Source organism: Leifsonia psychrotolerans (assembly GCF_013410665.1).
Classification (GTDB): Bacteria; Actinomycetota; Actinomycetes; order Actinomycetales; family Microbacteriaceae; genus Cryobacterium; species Cryobacterium psychrotolerans_A.
The window spans coordinates 411,672-432,067 of the sequence record NZ_JACCFM010000001.1 but is presented as its reverse complement, the minus strand read 5'-3'; the positions used below and the strand labels follow the sequence as shown (position 1 = coordinate 432,067).

General features: G+C 64.3%; 19 protein-coding genes. 7 read left to right on the top strand and 12 right to left on the bottom strand.

The genetic code is table 11. From position 1 onward, the window contains the following. Positions 1 to 29: 29 nt before the first annotated feature. From HNR05_RS01960 to HNR05_RS01940, 5 genes are all read right to left on the bottom strand, one after another. Complete coding sequence (locus HNR05_RS01960) at positions 30 to 740, bottom strand: class F sortase (RefSeq protein ID WP_179577490.1); 711 nt, start codon at positions 738 to 740, stop codon at positions 30 to 32. A gap of 10 nt (positions 741 to 750) precedes the next feature. Continuing rightward, entirely contained in the window at positions 751 to 1,695 is a 945-nt protein-coding gene (locus HNR05_RS01955; protein ID WP_179577489.1) for a DUF4397 domain-containing protein, read from the bottom strand. A gap of 14 nt (positions 1,696 to 1,709) precedes the next feature. After that, entirely contained in the window at positions 1,710 to 2,585 is an 876-nt protein-coding gene (locus HNR05_RS01950; protein WP_218868952.1) for an isocitrate lyase/PEP mutase family protein, read from the bottom strand. A 273-nt stretch (positions 2,586 to 2,858) separates the two neighbouring features. Then, positions 2,859 to 4,595 (bottom strand): HNH endonuclease signature motif containing protein, encoded by a 1,737-nt coding sequence (locus HNR05_RS01945; protein WP_179577487.1) that lies wholly within the window; start codon positions 4,593 to 4,595, stop codon positions 2,859 to 2,861. 992 nt (positions 4,596 to 5,587) lie between these two features. After that, a complete protein-coding gene (locus tag HNR05_RS01940; protein WP_179577486.1) occupies positions 5,588 to 5,965 on the bottom strand; it encodes a VOC family protein in 378 nt (125 codons plus the stop codon). A 164-nt stretch (positions 5,966 to 6,129) separates the two neighbouring features. Here HNR05_RS01940 and HNR05_RS01935 point away from each other — a divergent pair, with 164 nt between their 5' ends. The 6 genes from HNR05_RS01935 (at position 6,130) to HNR05_RS01910 (ending at position 11,633) form a co-directional block, all read left to right on the top strand. Further along, positions 6,130 to 6,528 (top strand): VOC family protein, encoded by a 399-nt coding sequence (locus HNR05_RS01935; RefSeq protein ID WP_179577485.1) that lies wholly within the window; start codon positions 6,130 to 6,132, stop codon positions 6,526 to 6,528. After that, complete coding sequence (locus HNR05_RS01930) at positions 6,525 to 6,896, top strand: DUF1801 domain-containing protein (RefSeq protein ID WP_179577484.1); 372 nt, start codon at positions 6,525 to 6,527, stop codon at positions 6,894 to 6,896. The genes HNR05_RS01935 and HNR05_RS01930 overlap by 4 nt, the downstream gene beginning before the upstream one ends. 74 nt (positions 6,897 to 6,970) lie before the next feature. Continuing rightward, complete coding sequence (locus tag HNR05_RS01925; RefSeq protein ID WP_179577483.1) at positions 6,971 to 7,534, top strand: dihydrofolate reductase family protein; 564 nt, start codon at positions 6,971 to 6,973, stop codon at positions 7,532 to 7,534. 91 nt (positions 7,535 to 7,625) lie between these two features. Then, positions 7,626 to 10,037: a heavy metal translocating P-type ATPase gene (locus tag HNR05_RS01920; protein ID WP_179577482.1), complete on the top strand. Its 2,412-nt coding sequence runs from the start codon at positions 7,626 to 7,628 to the stop codon at positions 10,035 to 10,037. 72 nt (positions 10,038 to 10,109) lie between these two features. Continuing rightward, positions 10,110 to 11,033 (top strand): DMT family protein, encoded by a 924-nt coding sequence (locus HNR05_RS01915; protein ID WP_179577481.1) that lies wholly within the window; start codon positions 10,110 to 10,112, stop codon positions 11,031 to 11,033. A gap of 150 nt (positions 11,034 to 11,183) precedes the next feature. Continuing rightward, entirely contained in the window at positions 11,184 to 11,633 is a 450-nt protein-coding gene (locus HNR05_RS01910; RefSeq protein ID WP_179577480.1) for an iron chaperone, read from the top strand. 7 nt (positions 11,634 to 11,640) lie between these two features. Here the strand turns inward: HNR05_RS01910 and HNR05_RS01905 are convergent, their stop codons facing one another. Together HNR05_RS01905 and HNR05_RS01900 are read right to left on the bottom strand one after the other, a co-directional pair. Next, complete coding sequence (locus tag HNR05_RS01905; protein ID WP_179577479.1) at positions 11,641 to 13,353, bottom strand: AarF/UbiB family protein; 1,713 nt, start codon at positions 13,351 to 13,353, stop codon at positions 11,641 to 11,643. Positions 13,354 to 13,357: 4 nt separating this feature from the next. Further along, positions 13,358 to 13,903, bottom strand: a complete 546-nt coding sequence (locus tag HNR05_RS01900; protein WP_179577478.1) for a PadR family transcriptional regulator — start codon at positions 13,901 to 13,903, stop codon at positions 13,358 to 13,360. A 95-nt stretch (positions 13,904 to 13,998) separates the two neighbouring features. Between HNR05_RS01900 and HNR05_RS01895 the strand changes: the two genes are divergently transcribed. After that, on the top strand, positions 13,999 to 14,592 hold the full coding sequence (locus tag HNR05_RS01895) for a heme-binding protein (RefSeq protein ID WP_179577477.1): 594 nt from the start codon (positions 13,999 to 14,001) through the stop codon (positions 14,590 to 14,592). 523 nt (positions 14,593 to 15,115) lie between these two features. Here the strand turns inward: HNR05_RS01895 and HNR05_RS01890 are convergent. The 5 genes from HNR05_RS01890 to HNR05_RS01865 all read right to left on the bottom strand — a co-directional run bounded on the left by HNR05_RS01890 (position 15,116) and on the right by HNR05_RS01865 (position 19,647). Then, positions 15,116 to 15,574 (bottom strand): SDR family NAD(P)-dependent oxidoreductase, encoded by a 459-nt coding sequence (locus tag HNR05_RS01890; protein WP_179577476.1) that lies wholly within the window; start codon positions 15,572 to 15,574, stop codon positions 15,116 to 15,118. A gap of 175 nt (positions 15,575 to 15,749) precedes the next feature. After that, positions 15,750 to 16,751: an FHA domain-containing protein gene (locus HNR05_RS01880; protein ID WP_179577474.1), complete on the bottom strand. Its 1,002-nt coding sequence runs from the start codon at positions 16,749 to 16,751 to the stop codon at positions 15,750 to 15,752. Between the two features lie 2 nt (positions 16,752 to 16,753). Next, entirely contained in the window at positions 16,754 to 17,032 is a 279-nt protein-coding gene (locus tag HNR05_RS01875; RefSeq protein ID WP_425485067.1) for a hypothetical protein, read from the bottom strand. A 125-nt stretch (positions 17,033 to 17,157) separates the two neighbouring features. Then, a complete protein-coding gene (locus tag HNR05_RS01870) occupies positions 17,158 to 17,739 on the bottom strand; it encodes a DinB family protein (RefSeq protein ID WP_179577473.1) in 582 nt (193 codons plus the stop codon). A gap of 207 nt (positions 17,740 to 17,946) precedes the next feature. Next, positions 17,947 to 19,647, bottom strand: a complete 1,701-nt coding sequence (locus HNR05_RS01865; RefSeq protein WP_179577472.1) for an HNH endonuclease signature motif containing protein — start codon at positions 19,645 to 19,647, stop codon at positions 17,947 to 17,949. Between the last annotated feature and the right edge of the window lie 749 nt (positions 19,648 to 20,396).

Here is a 20,396-nt window from a genome sequence, read left to right as displayed (position 1 = left end):
CAAGACCGGTCGCGTCGGCAGGCGGGTCGTCAGTTTCGGCTCGCGGTGATCACCATGTTGTCGGTTGATTCGCTGCCGTCCGGATGCTCCAGACAGGTGATCACGACCAACTTCCCCGGCGTGTTCGCCCAGATGTCGGCGTCTGTGGCCAGCCCACCTTTCGGAATCACCGTCCACCCGGTGACGTGATAGGGAACCCCTGCGACGTCGATCGCCGAACCATCGGCCAACGCCGAGGTGCCCTCTTGAACGTTTGTCAGGTAATTACCCGGTCCGATACCCCCGCCCCGAATTGAGTGCATCACGACGAACACAGTCCCTTCCGCACCCTGGCTCAGTGGGACTCCCATATTCGTGATCCAGTACGCCGACTGGAACCCGGGTGGTGTGATCTGCCCGTCACTCGCGCTCACCGGGTCCAGCGGGATGTCCAAGCCAACGGCGGGTACCGAGAACCGGTCTCCACTCGCTTGGACGGGGTCAGGGACTGCCGTCGGCGTCGGGGATGCCGTTGGCGTAGGGGTCGGAGAGGGCGCACTGACAGGGTCCTGCGTGACGATCTTTCCGTCCATACTGTGCGCTGCCGACTGACTGGGAACGGGCACGTCGGCGTTGCTCTGAGACCAGACGGCCCCGGTGATTCCTGCGACCGTGAGGCACGCCGCAGCAACAGAGCCCAGAACCACCACAGGGATGGTGGGGCGTTTGCCCCACCATCCCTTCGGCTTGAATAGATTCAACGAATACTTCCTATGCACTCTCGCGCTGGCGCCGGTAGAGTCCGATCGCGAAGACCGCGCTGATCACACCGATCAGTCCGAAACCGCCAGCCAGCCACGGGGCCACAGATGCGCTCGACTGCGCTACTCCACCCGCGTTGACCGAGACACCCGGAACGGAGGCCGGGGGAACTGGAGCCGGCGGAACTGGGGTCGGAGTCGTAGTCGGGGGTGGAGTCGGCTCCGCCGCAAGACCGCTGATCGTCTGCACAACGAGGCCGAGCGTGGTCGGGTCGGCTGTCGCCGAACCGATGGCATAGACGATGGTCTCCGTACCGGCCGTGAGCGTCAGGGGCGCTGGACCGATCACGACTGTTGACGTACCCGCGAGAACGACGTCGGCACTGACGGTTCCCGGGGCCAACTCGGCCGAATCCTGCTGACCGTTGGTGAGATCGGCGAAGACAACGTTCTCGTTGGCGCGAACATCAACAGCAGGTGCCTCCGCCGTGTGCCGGACCACCAACCGCGCTTGACCGACGGGGATCGGACTCACATCGTTGAGAAAGGCGCTGAGCACTGGCATACCGGCCGCGTCGAGATTCGCGATCAGGCTGATGTTTTGGTCTGCTTCGACGGTTTCAGACTGATTGATGACCGGGTCAGTTTTGGTACCGGCCGCGAAGATCGTCACGTCGTACGTTCCTGCTGGTAGAGCAAGCGGGTCCGTGACGGTTCCCGGTTGGAAGTCAGCAAGCAGCGGGGCGCTCGCAGCCGTGGGGTCGTTCACATACACGTCAACAGGAGTGTCGGGAATTCCGTGAATCACCGTCACAGAAGCATCTCCGGGAGCCGCATTCGCGGCTCCCGCTGCAAAGGCAATCGATGAGCCAGCAATCAGAAAGCCACCGAGAACGAATGCACTCGTTCGGGCGAGGCTTCGTTGCCGCAACACGCCGTCTTTCTCATAATTCATTGGGGGTCCTTTAGTCAGGTCGACGGCTGACAATCGTCGTCGATCACGGGAAGCGTCACCGTATACCGACCCGGCAAACATGACAAGGTCTCAGCATTGGCGCAGGCAACGCTCTCTCGGAATGATTCGAGACGCGCCTGCATCTCCCAATACGAGGTCGCCATAGGCACCAGCCTGCCGTCCCTGAGCGCATTGACACTGTGTACTGCCGCGTCCACAGCCGCTCGGTACGGCAGTGAACCGGAACTCACTCTCCGCACGCCCAACTCGCCCAACTCCGCAACGGTCAAGGTGGGATGAGCCAGTACGTTGACCGGCACCCCGATCCCCGAGGTGATGCTCCGAATGTCTTCCGGAGAGGCAAGTCCGGGCACGAATACCCCGTCGGCCCCGGCGTCGACGTAGGTTCGGGCACGAAGCAGAACGGCATCCACAGTGGCTTGTTGCGCAAACCACAGATTGTCTACCCGAGCATTAATGAAGACATCCGGGCTGCTTCGCTTGACCGCGGCGACTGTGGCAGCCACGGCGGCTGAATCCGTCAGATGCCCATCAACGCTGTCCTCAATGTTGATACCGGCAACTCCGAGTGCCGCAAGTTGCGCCACAAAGCTCGCCACCTCAGCAGGGTCGTCCGAGTAGCCGTTCTCGATATCGGCCGTCACATGAACGTGCAGAGGGCGCATCCGCGCTACCAGAGCGAGGGTTGCTGCTTTGCTTGAACGGCCCCCGTCGGGCAGCCCTGCGCTGGCCGCGATTCCAAAACTGGTGGTTCCCACGGCGCGATAACCAGCCTCCGTAAAGGCGAGGGCCGATCCGACATCCCACGCGTTGGGCAGCAGAAGAGGTGAATTTAAGTGATGCAGTTGCCGAAAGGTCGCCACTTTCATTCCCATCCCGTGCAAGCCGAATAAGTGGATGAGCCCCAACCTACGCCCGCGTCGCGCACTCTTGTCCGGCGCCGTTTCCTGACGTTGTGATGACACCGCAATTGCAAGGCGGCATCCTCCACTGCGCAGTTCGGAGGATCTCGTTGGCTTCCCTCAGATCTCGCATTTTACGCTTCAGCATCCTGATTTCTCGGGCTCCTCGTCACACTCGAGTGCTTTCGTCAGAAAGCAAACGGCACAAAATCAGGGGCCGTTTAGGCTCATCGGTGCAGGCTATTCGCGGCGGTGGGTGTCGGTGCGGTGGCGGTTGGCGTCGCGCCAGGTGCGGCTCGGATCGATCCAGGCCGGGGCCTTCACGCGGGGCCGACCGTTGACCATCATGATCTCCCAGCCGGACGTTTCGATGGTGTGATGATGTCGCCAACACAACGCCACACCATTGTCGACCTCGGTGACGCCGCCTTTGCTCCAGGGGATCACGTGATGAAACTCGAGCCACTGTGCGGGAGCATCACAGCCGGGAACGCCGCAGCCGCCGTCGCGGGCGAGGATCGCCCGGCGTTGGGCACGGTTGAACAGTCGTTGCGGATCGGTCAGCGTGAGAACCTCACCGTTCTGGCCAAAGAGAACCGTTTGGGTGCCTCCGGCACACATCATCTGATCCACCGTGCGAAGCGAGATGGGGGCGTCGACGCCGTCGATCCAGCCGACACCGCGCCCGGCTTCAATATCGTTCACGTTCACATGCACCACCACCGTCGGCGGTGCACCACCAATGCTGGGAGTGTTATCGGCCTGGGCCAGCTGGGTGAACATGCCGCGCAGAATATCGGCCCGCTTCTCACCGGCGGTACGGGTGTCGACGTCATCGAACTCGTGCCCGGCCGACCCGGGAAGAGGAGCCTCGGCCGAGGCTAAACCCTGACCGTGGTCGTCATGGTCGTGGTCGTGGTCGTGGTCGTGGCCGTCGTGGTCGTGGTCGTGGTCGCGGTCGTGGTCATCGCGTTCGTGGTCACGGTCGTCGTACTCGCGGTCGCGCTCGTCGTTCAAGTCGTGTCCGTCGGGACCGTCGTGGGCATCCTGCTCGGCACGGTCGTCGTGCTCGGCACGGTCGTCGTGCTCGGCGCGGTTGTCGCGTGCCTGGTCGCGGGCTTGTTCGGCGGCGGTGGGGAACGCGGGGGTTTTGCGGGCGGCGATGAAGGCGTCGAAGGTGAGGTTCATGATTCCGTACAGATCGGGAGTCACACCGCCTCGCACCGGATACACACCGTCTTTGAAGCGGCCGAAACTGATCGTGCTCGTCGCCTCACCCTCGACCTCGTTCGGTGCCACCCCGTCGGGGTCCAGCGCCGCCTGCCACTGCAACATCTGCACCCGCATCGAGTCCGCCGAGAACGCAAAGCCCGCGCCCGGCTCACCCTCATTCTCGGCCGTGATCGTGCCCGTCGCCGCTCCCACCAGAGCGCGTTCCGCGGCCGCGAGGTCATCGGGGGCGACGCGCGGGGAGATCTCGGCCAGACCGGACATGATCACCTCCGCCGCATCCACCCCCAGCAACCCCGAAGCGACCGCGGCACCCACCGTGGGGAACAGCGCCGGGATGATCGTTCCGACGTGCTGCGTGTCCCGCATTCGCAGACCGAGGGCGCTACGCCGTTTCGCTTCACGGCCAGAAACCCGGGTGACCCGGGTGATCAGGTCGATGCCACTGGTGCAGCCCCGCTTTGCCGCCAGGGAGTCCCGACCCAGCCACCGGCCGGAGCGTTCCTCGACCGTCGCCGCCACAGCCACCCGTCCCGCATCGACCAGCCGGCCCACGCCTTCGAACGCACCGAGCACACCGAGGAGGTCGTCGTCAGTGAACCGGTCGGGGCTGACCAGGCCAAGCCCCGCCCACAGTGCCTGCGTCTGTTCGAGCACCGCCAGCACCATGGCCGCGGTCGGTGCCGACGTACCCGGGGCGGGTGTCGGCTCCGGGGCGGAGACGGGGGGTGGGGAGGTGATTGACATAGCTCTATTCTCCCAAAGAACGAACATGATTACGAGCTTTTCTCAGTATCGGTGCACAACTTCTCGAAGCTGTATCTGTGGAGGGATCGAGAACTAGTGGCCGGTCGAGATCCCGGCCAAGGCCTCGAGGGTGGCTCACGGGATCTCGACGAGCTCGATCAGCGGGGTGGCTCGATCGGCGGGAGGGGTGCGGGTCGATCACCGAACCGTGGGTCGAGCTTGTCGAGCCCACGGTCCATGGTCTCGAGGGTGGCTCACGGGATCTCGACGAGCTCGATCAACGGAAGGGTACGGACTCGATCGCCGAAGCGTCGGTCGAGCGTGTCGAGACCTCGTTCCCCGGTTTCGGGACTGGCTCACGGGATCTCGACGAGCTCGATCAACGGATGTGTGCGGCTCGATCACCGAACCGTGGGTCGAGCTTGTCGAGACCTCGTTCCTCGGTTTCGGGACTGGCGCGCGGGATCTCGACACGCTCGATCAACGGAAGGGTACGGGGGTCTATCACTGAACCGTGGGTCGAGCTTGTCGAGACCTCGCTCCCCGGTTTCGGGACTGGCTCACGGGATCTCGACGAGCTCGATCAACGGTGGGGTACGGACTCGAGGGTGGCTCACGGGATCTCGACACGCTCGATCAACGGAGGGGGCTCGATCAACGGTGGGGTACGGACTCGATTACCGAACCGTGGGTCGAGCTTGTCGAGACCTCGCTCCCCGGTTTCGGGACTGGCTCACGGGATCTCGACGGGCTCGATCAACGGTGGGGTACGGACTCGAGGGCGGCGCGCGGGATCTCGACACGCTCGATCAACGGAGGGGGCTCGATCAACGGTGGGGGCTCGATCTACGGAGGAGGCTGGATCTACGGTGGGGGCTGGATCTACGGAGGAGGTCGAGCAACGGACGGGGCGCGGCCGGTGCTCTCTGGACCCGCATTCGATCGGGATGCCGCCGCCGTGCAGTCCAGCGGTGGATCCGGACAGACAGTCTCTACGGCGCGGCAGCGCCGATCTGCTGCAGGGCCCATGAGTTTCCATCGGGGTCACTGAAATAGGCGTACAGCACTCCGCCCTGGTCTTGAATGGGGCTGACTTCGGCCCCACGACCCCGGAGTTCCTCCCGCACCGCCGCGATATCGTCGACCACCAAGTGCAATCCGTGCACGGTCCCCTCTGCGGGATCGCCTCCCATCCCCGTGCCGATCACGATCGAGCACGCCGACCCCGGTGGGGTGAGCTGCACGACGCGCATGCCGTTGTCGGGCTGCACATCATGGTCGAGCCCGAACCCGATGACCTCGGTGTAGAAAGCTGTGCTGCGATCGACGTCGGAGACGGGAATCGGCACAAGTTCGAGTCTCATCTTCATAGCCACTCGCCTTTCATCTTTCATTCTTCTGTGGGTCCTATGCCCACAGCTGACACCAGTATCGTCGACTCGGTCAAAGAGGTCGATAGACGTGATGGCAAGATCGACATTCATCGGTGCCAGGTGGAACGCTGGAGGCAGCACACCGACGGCTGGAGAACCACATGCATGTCATCCGCGTGACGATCGACCTCACCGTGCCCGACATCGAAGGCGCGAAAGCCTTCTATGAGGACTATCTCGGGCTTGATGCGCAGGATATGGGTCTGGACTGGCTCACCCGCTTCGTCGTACCCAGCTCCGGGGAGCATATCCAGCGTGTGTCCCAGGACGCGACTGCCTCCGAGAACCCGCTCCTCACAGTCACAGTGGACGACGTCGACGGCGCCTATGCTGCGGCCAGTGAACGCGGCTACGAGATCGTTCATCCGCTCACCACGGAGTCATGGGGTATTCGCCGATTCTTCGTCCGTGCACCCGACGGGACCGTGCTCAACAAGCACCTCCTGCATCCGTTGCTTTCGGATGGGGTGTCCAGCGTCGATCTGGACCCACACTCGTGACGTCGACAGTCGACCTCTATCTCGATAATCTGCCTGACCCGTGGTCACGCCACACCGCAGAAGCCGTCATCATCATGATCCGTGAATCCGGTGCGCTGGGCGAATTCATCAAGTGGGGTTCCCCGTACTTCAGCGTGAACGGACGCGCAGTTGTCAAAATCCATGCCGCCCATGACTGGATAGACGTCTTCTTCTACCGGGGTTCGGAGCTGCGCGATCCCAACGAACTGCTCGGCTCGGAGGGCAAAAGCAGCATGCGGAGAGTGCAGATTTTTCGCGACCAATCGGTTCCGGACGGCGTGCAGGACCTCATCCACCAAGCCATCGTTCATGCTGAGCGGAGCGGACATTCCCGGGATCACGAGTGAGCAGGCACAGCGACGACCGGGACAGGTCCTCCGCGGCGGGAGTACAGTAGGCCCGATATAGAGGAGGTCTTCTGATGCGCAGTGTGACCTATTCGATGGGCGTCTCACTCGACGGTTACATCGTCGGGCCACACGGAGACTTCGATTGGACAGAGCCTGACGAGGAGATCTTTCGCTTCGTCACCGACGAGGTTCGAGGCAGTGGCGTGCACCTCATGGGACGACGGCTGTACGAGACGATGCTGTACTGGGAGACCGCCGACCTCGATCACTCGCTCGACGCCTCAGAGCTCGAGTGGGCCGCGATCTGGAAGCCGCTGCCCAAGGTGGTCTTCTCTCGGACATTATCGGCGGTGCAGGGCACTGCCCGTCTGGCATCCGGTGGTCTGGCGGAGGAGATCGAGCGAGTGCGAGCGGAGCCCGGAACGGGCGACATTGCGATCGGCGGCGCCACTCTCGCAGCCGAGGCAGCGGCGTTAGGTCTGATCGACGAGTACCGGCCTCGGGTCTACCCGGTGCTGCTTGGCGGTGGCATTCCCTTCTTCCCCCAGCACGAGCGCCGAGTGGATCTCGAACTCGTCGAGACCCGAACCTTCACCTCGAACGTCGTCTCCCTTCGCTACCGCGTGGCACGCTAACCGCGCTCCGTCCCCCGTCGCGCCACTCAGGTGGACTTCACGCCTGAATAATCCCCTACGGAGGACTACCCCTGCGGGGTATTGTTGAGCTATGTCTAGCCGTCGTAACGATGTGCAGCCCGTGGTCACCGACCCCGTGTGTGGAATGAGGGCTGACCCGGCCAACGCTCTGAGCATCGAGCATGAGGGAACACGGTTCTTCTTCTGCTCCGATCACTGCCGATCGACGTTCGAAGCGAACCCCGACCTGTACATCGATCACGATCACGGCGACCATTCTGGCAGCGCTGCAGGAGGCAGTTCGACGCCGGCGGCCCCTGACGGTGCGGTGGAGTACACCTGTCCAATGCATCCGGAAATCCGCCGTCCGGGCCCGGGTGCCTGCCCGATCTGCGGCATGAGTTTGGAGCCGGTCACTGTGACGGCTATGGAGTCGGGGTCGAGTGCGGAGCTGGTGAATATGACCCGCCGCTTCTGGGTCGGGCTTGTCCTGACGGTTCCGGTGCTGGTGATCGAGATGGCCGGGCACCTCTTCGGCTGGGTCCATGAGTTGCTCCCGCCGACCGTGTCGGTGTGGGTGCAACTGGTGTTGGCGACGCCGGTGGTGTTGTGGGCCGGATGGCCGTTCTTTGTTCGTGGCTGGGCGTCGGTGCGAAGCCGCAATCTGAACATGTTCACCCTGATCGCGATCGGCACCGGCGTGGCCTGGCTCTACAGTGTCATCGCCACGGTTGCCCCCGGAATCTTCCCGGCCTCATTTCGCGGCATGGACGGGACGGTGGATGTCTACTTCGAATCGGCTGCGGTCATCACAGTCCTGGTTTTGCTGGGTCAGGTGCTCGAGTTACGTGCGCGGGAGAAGACCTCCGGTGCCATCAAGGCGTTGTTGGACCTCAGCCCCACGAGCGCCCGACGGCTGCGTGCGGATGGCACCGACGAGGAGATCGACTTGGCTCAGGTGCAGGTCGGGGATCGGCTGCGGGTCCGGCCCGGCGAGAAAGTGCCGGTCGACGGAACGGTTCAGGAGGGTCGCTCCTCGATCGACGAGTCTTTGGTGACGGGCGAATCGATGCCGGTCACCAAGTCCGCCGGTGACACGGTCATCGGCGGCACCATCAACCAGACCGGTGGCCTGGTGATGCAGGCCGAGAAGATCGGCCGGGACACGATGCTGGCCCGGATTGTGTCAATGGTCGCCGAGGCGCAGCGTTCCCAGGCGCCGATCCAGCGCCTGGCCGACCGGGTCGCCGGCGTGTTCGTGCCCGCGGTGCTCGGCGCTGCTGTGATCGCATTCGCGGTCTGGGCTTTGGTGGGGCCCGATCCGAAACTGGCGCACGCCCTGATTGTGGCGGTGACGGTGCTGATCATCGCGTGCCCGTGCGCGTTGGGCCTGGCCACCCCGATGTCGATCATGGTCGGAGTGGGCCGCGGCGCAAAAATGGGGGTGCTGATCAAGAACGCCGAGGCGTTGGAACGGATGGAGAAGGTCGACACCCTCGTTGTCGATAAGACTGGCACCCTCACCGAAGGCCGTCCCTCCCTCACCCGGATCATCACCGTCGGCAGCACTGAGCGCACCGCAGCCCCTCTCGCCGACGATCGGGCAACCGTCACGGAACGCACCGGCGCTGCCGAAGATGAGTTGCTGCGGCTGGCCGCCGGCGTCGAACGGGCGTCCGAGCATCCGCTGGCAGCTGCCATCACGGCTGCCGCGCACGAACGTGGCATCACTATTCCCGATGTGGCCGATTTCGACTCCCCCGCCGGACGCGGCGTGACCGGCACCGTCGAGGGCCACCAGGTTGCCCTGGGCAACGTGGACTTCCTGGCCTCGCTGGGCACCGATATGCGCACCCTCGATACGCAAGCCGATCAGCTGCGCGGCGAGGGCGCGACGGTGATCCACATGAGTATCGATGGGCACGCAGCCGGCCTGTTCGCCATCGCGGACCCGATCAAGGCCACCACGGCCGACGCGTTGGCCGCCCTGGCCGCTGACGGTATCCAGATCGTCATGCTGACCGGCGACAACCTCGCCACGGCGCAGGCCGTGGCCAAGCGGCTGGGCATCGACCGGGTTGAAGCGCAGGTGCTGCCGGAGCACAAGAGCGACATCGTAAAGGCTCTCCGGAGAGAAGGAAAGGTCGTGGCCATGGCCGGCGACGGCGTCAACGATGCCCCCGCCCTCGCCGCCGCCGATGTTGGGCTGGCCATGGGTTCCGGCACGGATGTCGCCATCGAAAGCGCCGGCATCACCCTGCTCGGCGGCGATTTGGTCGGGATTGTGCACGCGCGTCGGCTCTCACAGAAGACGATGCGCAACATCCGCCAGAACCTGACCTTCGCATTCATCTACAACGCAGCGGGGATCCCGATCGCGGCGGGAGTGCTCTACCCGTTCTTCGGAGTCCTGCTTTCGCCCATCATCGCCGCCGCGGCCATGTCGCTCTCCTCGGTCAGCGTCATCAGCAACGCTCTGCGCCTGCGCACCCAGAAGCTCTAACCCCTGCCCTCAGCCCAATGCCTGTGGTGTCATGCTTCTCGTCTAGAATCCAGCACGGAAGGGTATGACCGCATGAGTCTTGACGTAATCTCCCTGACACCGGTCCAGGCACTGGGAATCCCCGTCGCACTCGTCGGCTCGCTCTTCCTGGCTGCGGGAGCAGAATTCCAACAGCATGGCGTCGCGAAAGTCCACAACAGGGCAACGGGCGCGCCTCAACGATCGGGTTTGGCGCTCGGCCAGCTTCTCGCCCTGGCCCGGCGCCCGTCCTGGTTGATTGGAACGCTCATGCTCGGGCTGGCCATCGTGTTCCAACTCTTCAGCCTGTACCTGGCGCCCTTGACAGTCGTGCAACCGCTCGGCGCACTTGCCCTGGTGATCACCGCTGTCATCACCGCGCGGATCACCAAAACCCCGCTCAGCGCCACCTCGATTCGTGCCATTGTCTACTGCGTCGGCGGTGTCGGGCTCTTCGTGGCTGTTGCAGCCCTGACCACCACCACGGTTCCGATCACCGACGCCCAGCTGGGGATCGTGGTCATAATCCTGGCCTCTATTCTGGTGGCGCTCGGACTCGCGTTCGTTCTCATCCGCACGAGATTCACGCGAATGTTCTACGTTGTGGCCGCCGGAGTTCTCTTCGGTTTCGTCGCCACACTCGCCAAGGTCCTCATTACCCGAGTTCAGACCATCATCCACGGCGGACTCCACCTCACTCCCGCAGACTGGTTGACCGTCGCCTGCCTGCTCGGGCTGGTGACCGCGGGGATCCTGGGAACATATTTTGTTCAAATCGCCTATTCGTCCGGATCTCCCGAACTCGTTGTCGCGGGGCTGACGGTCATCGACCCACTCGTCGGGGTCACCATCGGAATCGTCGTACTCGGGGAGGCGACATCCGCACCACTGTGGGCCGGCGCGGTGTTCGTCATCGCCGGCCTCATCGCTGTCTACGGAGTGGTGCAACTCTCGAGACAGCACCCCCAGCCTGGCTAGCGGGAGAGATCTGCCTCTCAACTCAGTCTGATCAACGAGTTCCCGAGAGTAATCAGGATTCGAGAAACACAGAATGCTCGCGGCGCCTCACCTTTCAGAGAGAGGCGCCGGTAACGCCGTGCCCCGCCCGAATTGATGGGAGAACCACTCATGACCACCGAGAATGCCGCAGACGAAACCGCCGGATTCAGCGCCGCCGAACGCAGCGCCATGAAGCAGCGCGCTGTCGAACTTCGCGCCGAGGGCAAGACGGGCGTCAAGAAGGCCGACGGACTTCAGGCTGTGCTCGACAGCATCGCGAAAATGGAACCGGATGATCGCATGCTCGCCGAGCGCGTGCACGTGACGGTCACGGCCAACGCGCCGGATCTGTCCCCGAAGACCTGGTACGGGATGCCGGCCTATGCCAATGCAGACGGCAAGGTTGTCTTCTGCTTCAAGAACGCGGGAAAGTTCAGCACCCGCTACTCGACCCTCGAGTTCCAGGACGCCGCTCGCCTCGACGACGGCGAGATCTGGCCCGTCTCGTTCGCACTCGAAAAGTGGACCCCGCGCGTGGCGGCCCGGGTGACTGAATTGGTGAAGGCGGCGATCTCCTGAACTCGCGTCAGCGGCCGCGACTACCTGCAAACAGCGCATGCAACAGCGGCAGGATCGACGCGACCATCAGCACCGTGCCGAGCGCGACGTCATCGAGGTGAAACACGGCCCCCGCGATGAGCAACGCAGCAAATAGAACGGCCGAGATCACGCGTCGTGTGGTGCGCTCCAGCCGGGCAATCCGGTGCTCGAGGCGCGGGTTCTGCATGGAGACCGAGCCGTCCTCGATGCGGGTGATCAGCGCATCCACTCGCTTCGGTAAACGCCAAGCGAGACCGGCGACCTCGAGCGCCTGCTGCGCGAGATCCTTCACCACGTTGCCACTCTCGTCCCGCACCAACTGGGCCGCATACGGCTCGACCGAGTCCCACAGATTGAACTCGGGATCGAGTGCGCTGCACACCCCTGAGGTGAGTGACATTGCCCGAATGATGAGCAAGAAGTTCTCGGGAAGCTGGAATGGCAGCGAACGGATCACGTCACCGAATTGCACGGCGAAGTCACGAAACTCCCGCGGGTCGACCTCGCGCAACTCGGCGAAGCCCATGCCGCCGAACCGCGCGAAAAGCTGGACCATCGCCCGCTCGAGCTCAGTTGTCTCGGCCGAGGGCAGCAGTACTCCCAGGTCGCGGATCGCATCCACCAAGCCTGTTCCATCACGTGAGGCCGCCGCGATCAGAAGCTTCCGCAGGCCACTGCGCGTGGTGCTGGAGACCTCCCCCATCATGCCGAAGTCGATGAAGGTCAGCTTCCACGGAGGCCCACTTTCCCCGTCGGTGACCGGCGTCACAAAAATGTTGCCCGGGTGCGGATCGGCGTGGAAGAAGCCTGTGCTGAACAGTTGGTCGAACATGACCGCAGCGAAGACCGGCGCGACGTCCGACGGATCGATACCGACCGCCCGGAGAGCATCCGCATCCGTGATTTTGATCGCCGTGACGTCTTCGAGAGTGAGCACGCGCCGTGTCGTGCGCTCCCACACGACGGCCGGCACCGCCACTCGCTCGTCACCGGCGAATTCGGCTGCGAAGCGCTCGGCGCTCGTAGCCTCGTGTAGATAGTCGATCTCTTCGAGGCTGGTGAACGCAAACTCCTCGACGAGCGCAGGCATGTCGACACGGTCAGACACGAGTCGCACACGGCTCAGCCACCCGCCCACTTTGCGCAGCGCCGCCAGGTCGACGTCGACGATCTGGTCGATGCCCGGTCGCTGCACCTTGATCACGACGCCGTCCAACCCGGTGTCAGCGGCATCGATCGGTCCGAGTCTGGCCCGATGCGCCTGGCCGAGGGATGCTGCTGCCACCGGCGTCTCGTCAACCCAGGCGAACGCCCGTTCAAGCGGCACGCCCAATTCCGCCTCGGCGAGCGCACGCACGGCCGCGAATGGCACCGGCGGCACCTCGTCCTGCAGCCCCTCGAGTTCGTTCGTGATCTCAGGCGGCAGCACATCCAGCCGGGACGACATGAACTGACCGACCTTGATCATCAGCCCACCCAGCTCGACCGCCAGCACGTGGAAGCGCTGCGCGAAGCGTCGCATCCGCTTCGCCCGCGTGCGCTCGGCGACCTTCGCGAGCCCGATGCGTGGCAGGAGAAGTTCGAACCACCACGCCACCGCGAGTTGCCAGCCGGCGAAACGCAGGATGCGGCGGTAACGAGAGCGGGAACGACCAACGCCGGGTAACGAATCGTCTCGACCCTGACGGACCGACGGCACCCTGTCAGTCCTGAGCGAGGATCGAGTAGAGCCGTCGACGCGCGTCATCGAGCACGGTCACCGCCTGCTGGATCTGTGCCGGAGATCCCGTGCGATGCACTTGCGCTGCTGCCTGCGAGAGCTCGAGGCCGGCCTTGGGCAGAGCGGTGAAACCGGTGCTCTCAGAGGCGCCCGTGGTTTCCCAGGGGGCCGTCCCCCCTGCCTCGCCGGCTACCGCGCGACCCTCCTCGGTGAGTGAATAGGTCTTGCGGCCGTTCGACTCCTCAGCGCTGATGAGTCCCTCATCAGAGAGCAACTGCAGCGTTGGGTAGACCGACCCGGCGCTCGGCTTCCAGCTTCCGCCGCTGCGCTCCTCGATCTCGCGGATGATCTGGTATCCGTGCATCGGTTGTTCGGCGAGCAGCGCAAGCACCGACGCGCGCACGTCTCCTCGCCCCACTCGGGTACCCGAGCGTTTCTCGAAACCTGAGCGTAATTGCTCCATCATCTGCCACATGCCCTCGGCACGATTACCGGTGCCGAACGCTCCGGCGGGGAATGAATTGCCCATAATAACCTCCTTGGAGAATCGCGAACGATACTTAACGATATATCGCAACACGCTTCCGCGATAGGGGAAAGTCGGGATCGGGCTACTCTGAAGAGGTGACCGAGCAACAGCCGTACGATGTCGTGCACAGCTCTGACGTTTTCGAGTTGCGGCGATACCCCCAGCATGTGGTTGCCGAGGTCGTTGTCGACGGCCCCTTCGAGGACGCGGGCAACCGTGCCTTCCGTTACCTCTTCGCCTACATCAGTGGAGAGAACGAATCGAGCGAGAAAGTCGCGATGACGTCCCCCGTCGTGCAAACCGACTCATCCTCGAAGATTGCGATGACGTCCCCGGTTGTGCAGCAGCAGACGGACGACGGACCGGGCCCTGGATCAGAAGGCAGCTTCCTCGTCGGCTTTGTGCTGCCCGCGACGCTCACCATCGACTCGGCACCGCGCCCGAAGAACGCCCGGGTTCACCTGCGCATGATTCCCGAACACCTCGTCGCGGCGAGCCGTTACCGCGGTCGGTGGACAGAGCACGCCTACGACAGCCATCTTGCGGAACTGCGCTCGGCTCTCACGACGGCCAGACTCGTTCCGACCGGTGAACCGCGGTTCGCCCGATTCGACCCGCCTTTTCTTCCGGCCTTCCTCCGTCGCAACGAAGTGATGTTGGACGTCGACCGGAACGAGCCGGCGAGCTAGGCGCTGTTCGACTCGGTCGCTCTGTGGCACGATCAGCGACGGTCGGCGGTGGTCGAATCAGGTGAGTTCGTCTCCCCCGGGCTGAGCCTCATCCGCTCAAGCGTGGGCCACGGCTCAGAACGTATGGCGCACCTCGCGTTGCAGGTCGGGCGCCGCACGAGGTCTCGACACGCTCGACCAACGATTCGCTGATCGAGTCCCACAACCGCGGCGACTCGGTCAGCACGAGGCGCTTGGATTACCCCTCCGCAGCGGAGAGAGCCGGAAAGATGATCGGCATGCGACCGAACCTACTACCGGAGAGGCCGACAACCGGCGCGATTCCGTCCGTGCAGCGGGCGATGTGCCCACCGCTCCCTGAAACGCTAACGCAACAGTGTTAATTGGCGCTGGAAGAACAACTGCGACGGATCAATGTACCTGCTGAAGCGTCGGGAGGTAACGCACGCCCAGTTGCTCCCACATCTCTATTCTTCCCTGCCCGCATCCGATGCCCGGCAAATCCACAGGCTGAACCCTGTCGTCAGGGGGCGGTGTAGAGCACTTCGCGCTGTCGCTCACCGGTGTGAAGGTCCCAATACGTCTCGGCAATCAGATCCGGGTCAAAGAAACTGCCGGCCGCGACGATGCCACCGATGGTAACGGTTCCCACGGTGATCCCCTGGGGCGCCAGTTCGTCGGCCAGAGTGAATGCCAGGTTGCGCAGCCCGGCCTTTCCGATTGCCGCCAATGCTCGAGACGCCACGGGATTGAGCGCGAGCATGCCGCCTGTGAACAGGATCGAACCGGAACCACGCTCGGCCATGGCTGGGATGACCGCCTGCGCACAACGGAGTGCTCCGGCGACGTTCACGGTGAAGTCGCTCAGCAGATCGTCCACCGCCAGTTCCGAGGGGTTACTGATCGTAATCGCGCCTGCGTTATAGACCAGAACATCCGGAGTCCCGAACTCCGATTCGATCCGCGCGAAAGCTTCCGTCACACTCTCCCCACTGCAGCATCGGCAACAATCCCTCGGGCCTCGATCCCCTGCTGCCGCAACGCCGCCACGCTGGTGTCCAGCGCTTCCTGGCGTCGGGCCAGCAGAATTGCATCGAACCCGTTTCGTCCGAACTTTCTGGCGATGCCCGTGCGCACGAACACGTTCCCCCGAATACCTAGATCTCAGAATCATCCAGCGGCAGGGGATCTATGCCCGTCGCGGCTGCTTCTGCTGGCGGGACGGCCGGTGGCGCACTCGGCTGCGCCGTGCGCGGCAGGTTCTCGCTGTGCCGCCCCGGCTGCGGTCGTTGATACGCGAGCTCACCGCCCAATCGACCACCGTACGGACGACCATGGTCGGCGTACTCCTCGCGGAAGAATCCCATCCGCCACTGCATCATCTCGATCCGGGCGCCCGTGCGCAGTATTTGCTCTCCCTCGCTCTCGCCCGGGAGCGGCCGTGCCCCGCCCGCTACCTCACCCAGCGGATACAGCACATACTCGTCGTTGGCATCATGGCGGATCTCGGCGTGCAGAGGTTGCAAACCCTCCAGCTGCAGGTCGGCCGACGGGGACGAACCAATCGTCGTCACTCCCGGCAGCAGATCAAACTCGCGCGGCATCTGGCCGTTCCAGTTCTCGGAACCGACCACGAAGATGAGCCGCGGCCGCCCGGCACCCGGTGCATAGTGCGTCGTGGTGACGGTGCGCCGAATCCGACGATCGAAGGTGGGCACCAGCGGGAACAGGGTCGATGGCGGCAACGGCACCACCGTATTCTCGAGGCCGCCGGCTTTGCGGCGTTTCAGCAGCGGAGCCCACGCGTTCCGATGGCCGAGCCCAATGTGCGTGGAGCGGGTGAGGATGCGCTGGGTGAGTGGTGCTCGCTCGGCGCCGAGCCGAACGATCAAGCCGTCCGGGCCTGACAGCGAGATGGTCAATCCCCGCTCGGCCAGTGCTGCGGCCAGACGACGGAGCTCTTTGAGCTTGATCGTTCTGCCCTGCACGAACAGTTCGGGCTTGCTCGAGTAGATCTCGATCTCTAGTCCACTCGCCGTGATGGTGCCGGTCATTTCTTCAGCGGCGGAGGAGTCGGTGCCGGGCGTGGCGGAAGGCGTCCCGCCCGGTTCCACGAGGGAAAAGGCCAGGTCGATGTCCAGTCGGGTGGAAGGGCTCATCGCTACGGGGCGAGCGGTTCGGTGCCGGAGCCCTCGCTCGTGGTGACCCGCAGAGTTCCATTCAGCTTCCAGGTGGCGCGCGGGGCATCGGGACCGACATCACGCGGCACCTCGACGGTCATGTCGATGAAGCTGTAGTTGATCACGGCGCTCTTGCCGGTCAGATACGACCACATTTCTTTGCCCAGGTCGGTCCAGTCCGAGATGCTGCGCGCTTCGGGCGCGGCCGCATGGGTGGCAGCTGTGTTGGGTTCGGCTGCGGGGTTCTGGCTATCAGTCACGATTGGTTCCTTCTCACTTGTCTTCACGAATCGGCCAGTCGTTGAACGTCACGTCGGCCGAATGTAGCGCCACCATATCCGGGGGCGGCTCCTCCGGGAAGGCCCGTTTCGGGCCGTGTTCGGGCTTAGGGAACCCAGAATCCGACGGTACAGAGCAGCCGAGTCTCGTCGTCGGCGTCGGCCGGCGGTTCAATCGCAGGCGGGAACACACCAAACTCGCGCCATTGCTCCGCATGAGGCACGGCGTGCTCGTTCAGTCCCGCGATGAGCTCCGGCGAGAGGTGGAAGGGCAGCCCCAGATGCTTCGCGATCAGCCAGGCTTGAAAGGCGCGGTAGAGCGCCAGGTGCACGAATCCCTCCGCCGCCGGATAGTCGCCGTACTGAAAGCGGAAGGTCGCGCCCGGGTCCACGCCCGCGCTAACGGCAGCCGTCGCGATGTCGTTGAGCGCGTCGTACGCGGCGATCGGATCGTCGCCGAGCAGGTCACTGCCCAGCAAATTGTCGCCGTCGGCGCTCGACGTGCCGGCGAGCACTCCCGGGATCCAGGCCTCATCGTAGGCGTGCGCTCTCAGGATGTCGCGCATGGTCGGGCGGGGAGTTCGTGACCACTCCGCCGGTGCGGGCGTGTCGAGGTCGTCGGGGCTGACTCGGTCGATGACGCTCCGAAGAGCGGCATCCGAGGCGAGGAAAAGCTGATTGGTTTCCATTGTCGGATCATAGCCAGAGCGTGCGAGTCGTGTACTGGGCGCGAAACCCCTCGATCCCGAGTTCGGACAGCGGACTGCGCCGACCCCGTACCGCCACTGTTCGAGCGGATTCGGCCGACCGCTTCGCGTCCACTCGAAGCGAAAATGAGCATCGTTGCGGCGGCCTCAATCGCGGCGGCCCAGTCACGGCGGTTCAGTTGCGAAGGTTCAGTTGCGGCGGTGGGTGTCGGTGCGGTGGCGGTGGGCGTCGCGCCAGGTGCGGGTCGGGTCGATCCAGGCCGGGGCTTTGACCTGGGGTCGGCCGTTGACCATGAGGATCTCCCAGCCGGACGTTTCGATGGTGTGATGATGTCGCCAACACAACGCCACACCATTGTCGACTTCGGTGACGCCGCCTTTGCTCCAGGGGATCACGTGATGAAACTCGAGCCACTGCGTGGGTGCATCACAGCCCGGGATGCCGCAGCCGCCGTCGCGGGCGAGGATCGCCCGGCGTTGGGCACGGTTGAACAGTCGTTGCGGATCGGTCAGCGTCAGAACCTCACCGTTCGGACCGAACAGAACCGTTTGGGTGCCTCCGGCACACATCATCTGATCCACCGTGCGAAGCGAGATGGGGGCGTCGACGCCGTCGATCCAGCCGACACCGCGACCGGCTTCAATATCGTTCACGTTCACATGCACCACCACGGTCGGCGGTGCACCACCAATGCTGGGAGTGTTATCGGCCTGGGCCAGCTGGGTGAACATGCCGCGCAGAATATCGGCCCGCTTCTCCCCGGCGGTGCGGGTGTCGACGTCATCGAACTCGTGCCCGGCCGACCCGGGAAGAGGAGCCTCAGCTGAGGCTGAACCGTGGTCGTGGTCGTCATGGTCGTGGTCGTGGTCATCGCGTTCGTGGTCATCGCGTTCGTGGTCACGGTCGTCGTACTCGTACTCGTACTCGCGGTCGCGCTCGTCGTTCAAGTCGTGTCCGTCGGGACCGTCGTGGGCATCCTGCTCGGCGCGGTCGTCGTGCTCGGCGCGGTCGTCGCGTGCCTCATCGCGGGCTTGTTCGGCGGCGGTGGGGAACGCGGGGGTTTTGCGGGCGGCAATGAACGCGTCGAAGGTGAGGTTCATGATCCCGTACAGATCAGGAGTCACACCGCCCCGCACCGGATACACACCGTCTTTGAAGCGGCCGAAACTGATCGTGCTCGTCGCCTCACCCTCGACCTCGTTCGGTGCCACCCCGTCGGGGTCCAGCGCCGCCTGCCACTGCAACATCTGCACCCGCAGTGAGTCCGCCGAGAACGCAAAGCCCGCGCCCGGCTCACCCTCATTCTCGGCCGTGATCGTGCCCGTCGCCGCAGAAACCAGAGCGCGTTCCGCGGCCGCAAGATCATCGGGGGCGACGCGCGGGGAGATCTCGGCCAGACCGGACATGATCACCTCCGCCGCATCCACCCCCAGCAAGCCCGAAGCGACCGCGGCACCGACCGTGGGGAACAAGGCGGGGATGATCGTTCCGACGTGCTGCGTGTCCCGCATCCGCAGACCGAGCGCGCTACGCCGTTTCGCTTCACGGCCAGAAACCCGGGTGACCCGGGTGATCAGGTCGATGCCACTCGTGCAGCCCCGCTTCGCGGCCAGGGAGTCGCGGCCCAGCCACCGCCCGGAGCGTTCCTCGACCGTCGCCGCCACAGCCACCCGGCCCGCATCGACCAGCCGGCCGACGCCTTCGAACGCGCCGAGCACACCGAGCAGGTCGTCGTCAGTGAATCGGTCGGGGCTGACCGTTCCGAGCCCCGCCCACAGCGCCTGCGTCTGCTCGAGCACCGCCAGCACCATGGCCGCGGTCGGTGCCGCTGTACCCGGGGCGGGTGTCGGCTCCGGGGCGGAGACGGGGGGTGGGAGGGTGATTGACATAGCTCTATTCTCCCAAAGAACGAACATGATTACGAGCTTTTCTCAGTATCGGTGCATAACTTCTCGAAGCTGTATCTGTGGAGGGATCGAGAACTAGTGGCCCGTCGGAGACCTCGGCCATGGTCTCGAGGGTGGCTCACGGGATCTCGACGAGCTCGATCAGCGGAAGGGTGCGAAGTCAACTTCCGACCGTGGGTCGAGCGTGCCGAGACCTCGTTCCCCGGTTTCGGGACTGGCTCGCGGGATCTCGACGAGCTCGATCAACGGAAGGGTACGGACTCGATCACCGAACCGCGGGTCGAGGGTGTCGAGACCCCGGCCATGGTCTCGAGAGTGGCTCACGGGATCTCGACACGCTCGATCAGCGGAAGGGTGCGAAGTCAACTTCCGACCGTGGGTCGAGGGTGTCGAGACCCCGGACCCCGTTCTCGAGGGTGGCTCACGGGATCTCGACACGCTCGATCAGCGGAAGGGTGCGGACTCGATTACCGAACCGTGGGTCGAGGGTGTCGAGACCTCGTTCCTCGGTTTCGAGATTGGCTCACGGGATCTCGACGAGGTCGATCAACGGCGTGGGCTGGATCTGCGGAGGGGCGAGGGGTCGATTGCCGAACCGTGGGTCGAGCTTGTCGATACCCCGGGCCCCGGTCTCGAGGGTGGCTCATGGGATCTCGACAGGCTCGATCAACGGATCGGCTCGATCAACGGATCGGCTCCATCAACGGATCGACTCCATCAACGGATCGGCT

Bases quoted from the DNA above. Each gene is read 5' to 3' on its own strand.
- HNR05_RS01940 (WP_179577486.1), bottom strand. From the start codon at position 5,965: ATGAAGATGAGACTCGAACTTGTGCCGATTCCCGTCTCCGACGTCGAT.
- HNR05_RS01920 (WP_179577482.1), top strand. From the start codon at position 7,626: ATGTCTAGCCGTCGTAACGATGTGCAGCCCGTGGTCACCGACCCCGTG.
- HNR05_RS01955 (WP_179577489.1), bottom strand. From the start codon at position 1,695: ATGAATTATGAGAAAGACGGCGTGTTGCGGCAACGAAGCCTCGCCCGA.
- HNR05_RS01870 (WP_179577473.1), bottom strand. From the start codon at position 17,739: ATGGAAACCAATCAGCTTTTCCTCGCCTCGGATGCCGCTCTTCGGAGC.
- HNR05_RS01880 (WP_179577474.1), bottom strand. From the start codon at position 16,751: ATGAGCCCTTCCACCCGACTGGACATCGACCTGGCCTTTTCCCTCGTG.
- HNR05_RS01915 (WP_179577481.1), top strand. From the start codon at position 10,110: ATGAGTCTTGACGTAATCTCCCTGACACCGGTCCAGGCACTGGGAATC.
- HNR05_RS01900 (WP_179577478.1), bottom strand. From the start codon at position 13,903: ATGGGCAATTCATTCCCCGCCGGAGCGTTCGGCACCGGTAATCGTGCC.
- HNR05_RS01910 (WP_179577480.1), top strand. From the start codon at position 11,184: ATGACCACCGAGAATGCCGCAGACGAAACCGCCGGATTCAGCGCCGCC.
- HNR05_RS01950 (WP_218868952.1), bottom strand. From the start codon at position 2,585: ATGAAAGTGGCGACCTTTCGGCAACTGCATCACTTAAATTCACCTCTT.
- HNR05_RS01925 (WP_179577483.1), top strand. From the start codon at position 6,971: ATGCGCAGTGTGACCTATTCGATGGGCGTCTCACTCGACGGTTACATC.
- HNR05_RS01865 (WP_179577472.1), bottom strand. From the start codon at position 19,647: ATGTCAATCACCCTCCCACCCCCCGTCTCCGCCCCGGAGCCGACACCC.
- HNR05_RS01935 (WP_179577485.1), top strand. From the start codon at position 6,130: ATGCATGTCATCCGCGTGACGATCGACCTCACCGTGCCCGACATCGAA.
- HNR05_RS01945 (WP_179577487.1), bottom strand. From the start codon at position 4,595: ATGTCAATCACCTCCCCACCCCCCGTCTCCGCCCCGGAGCCGACACCC.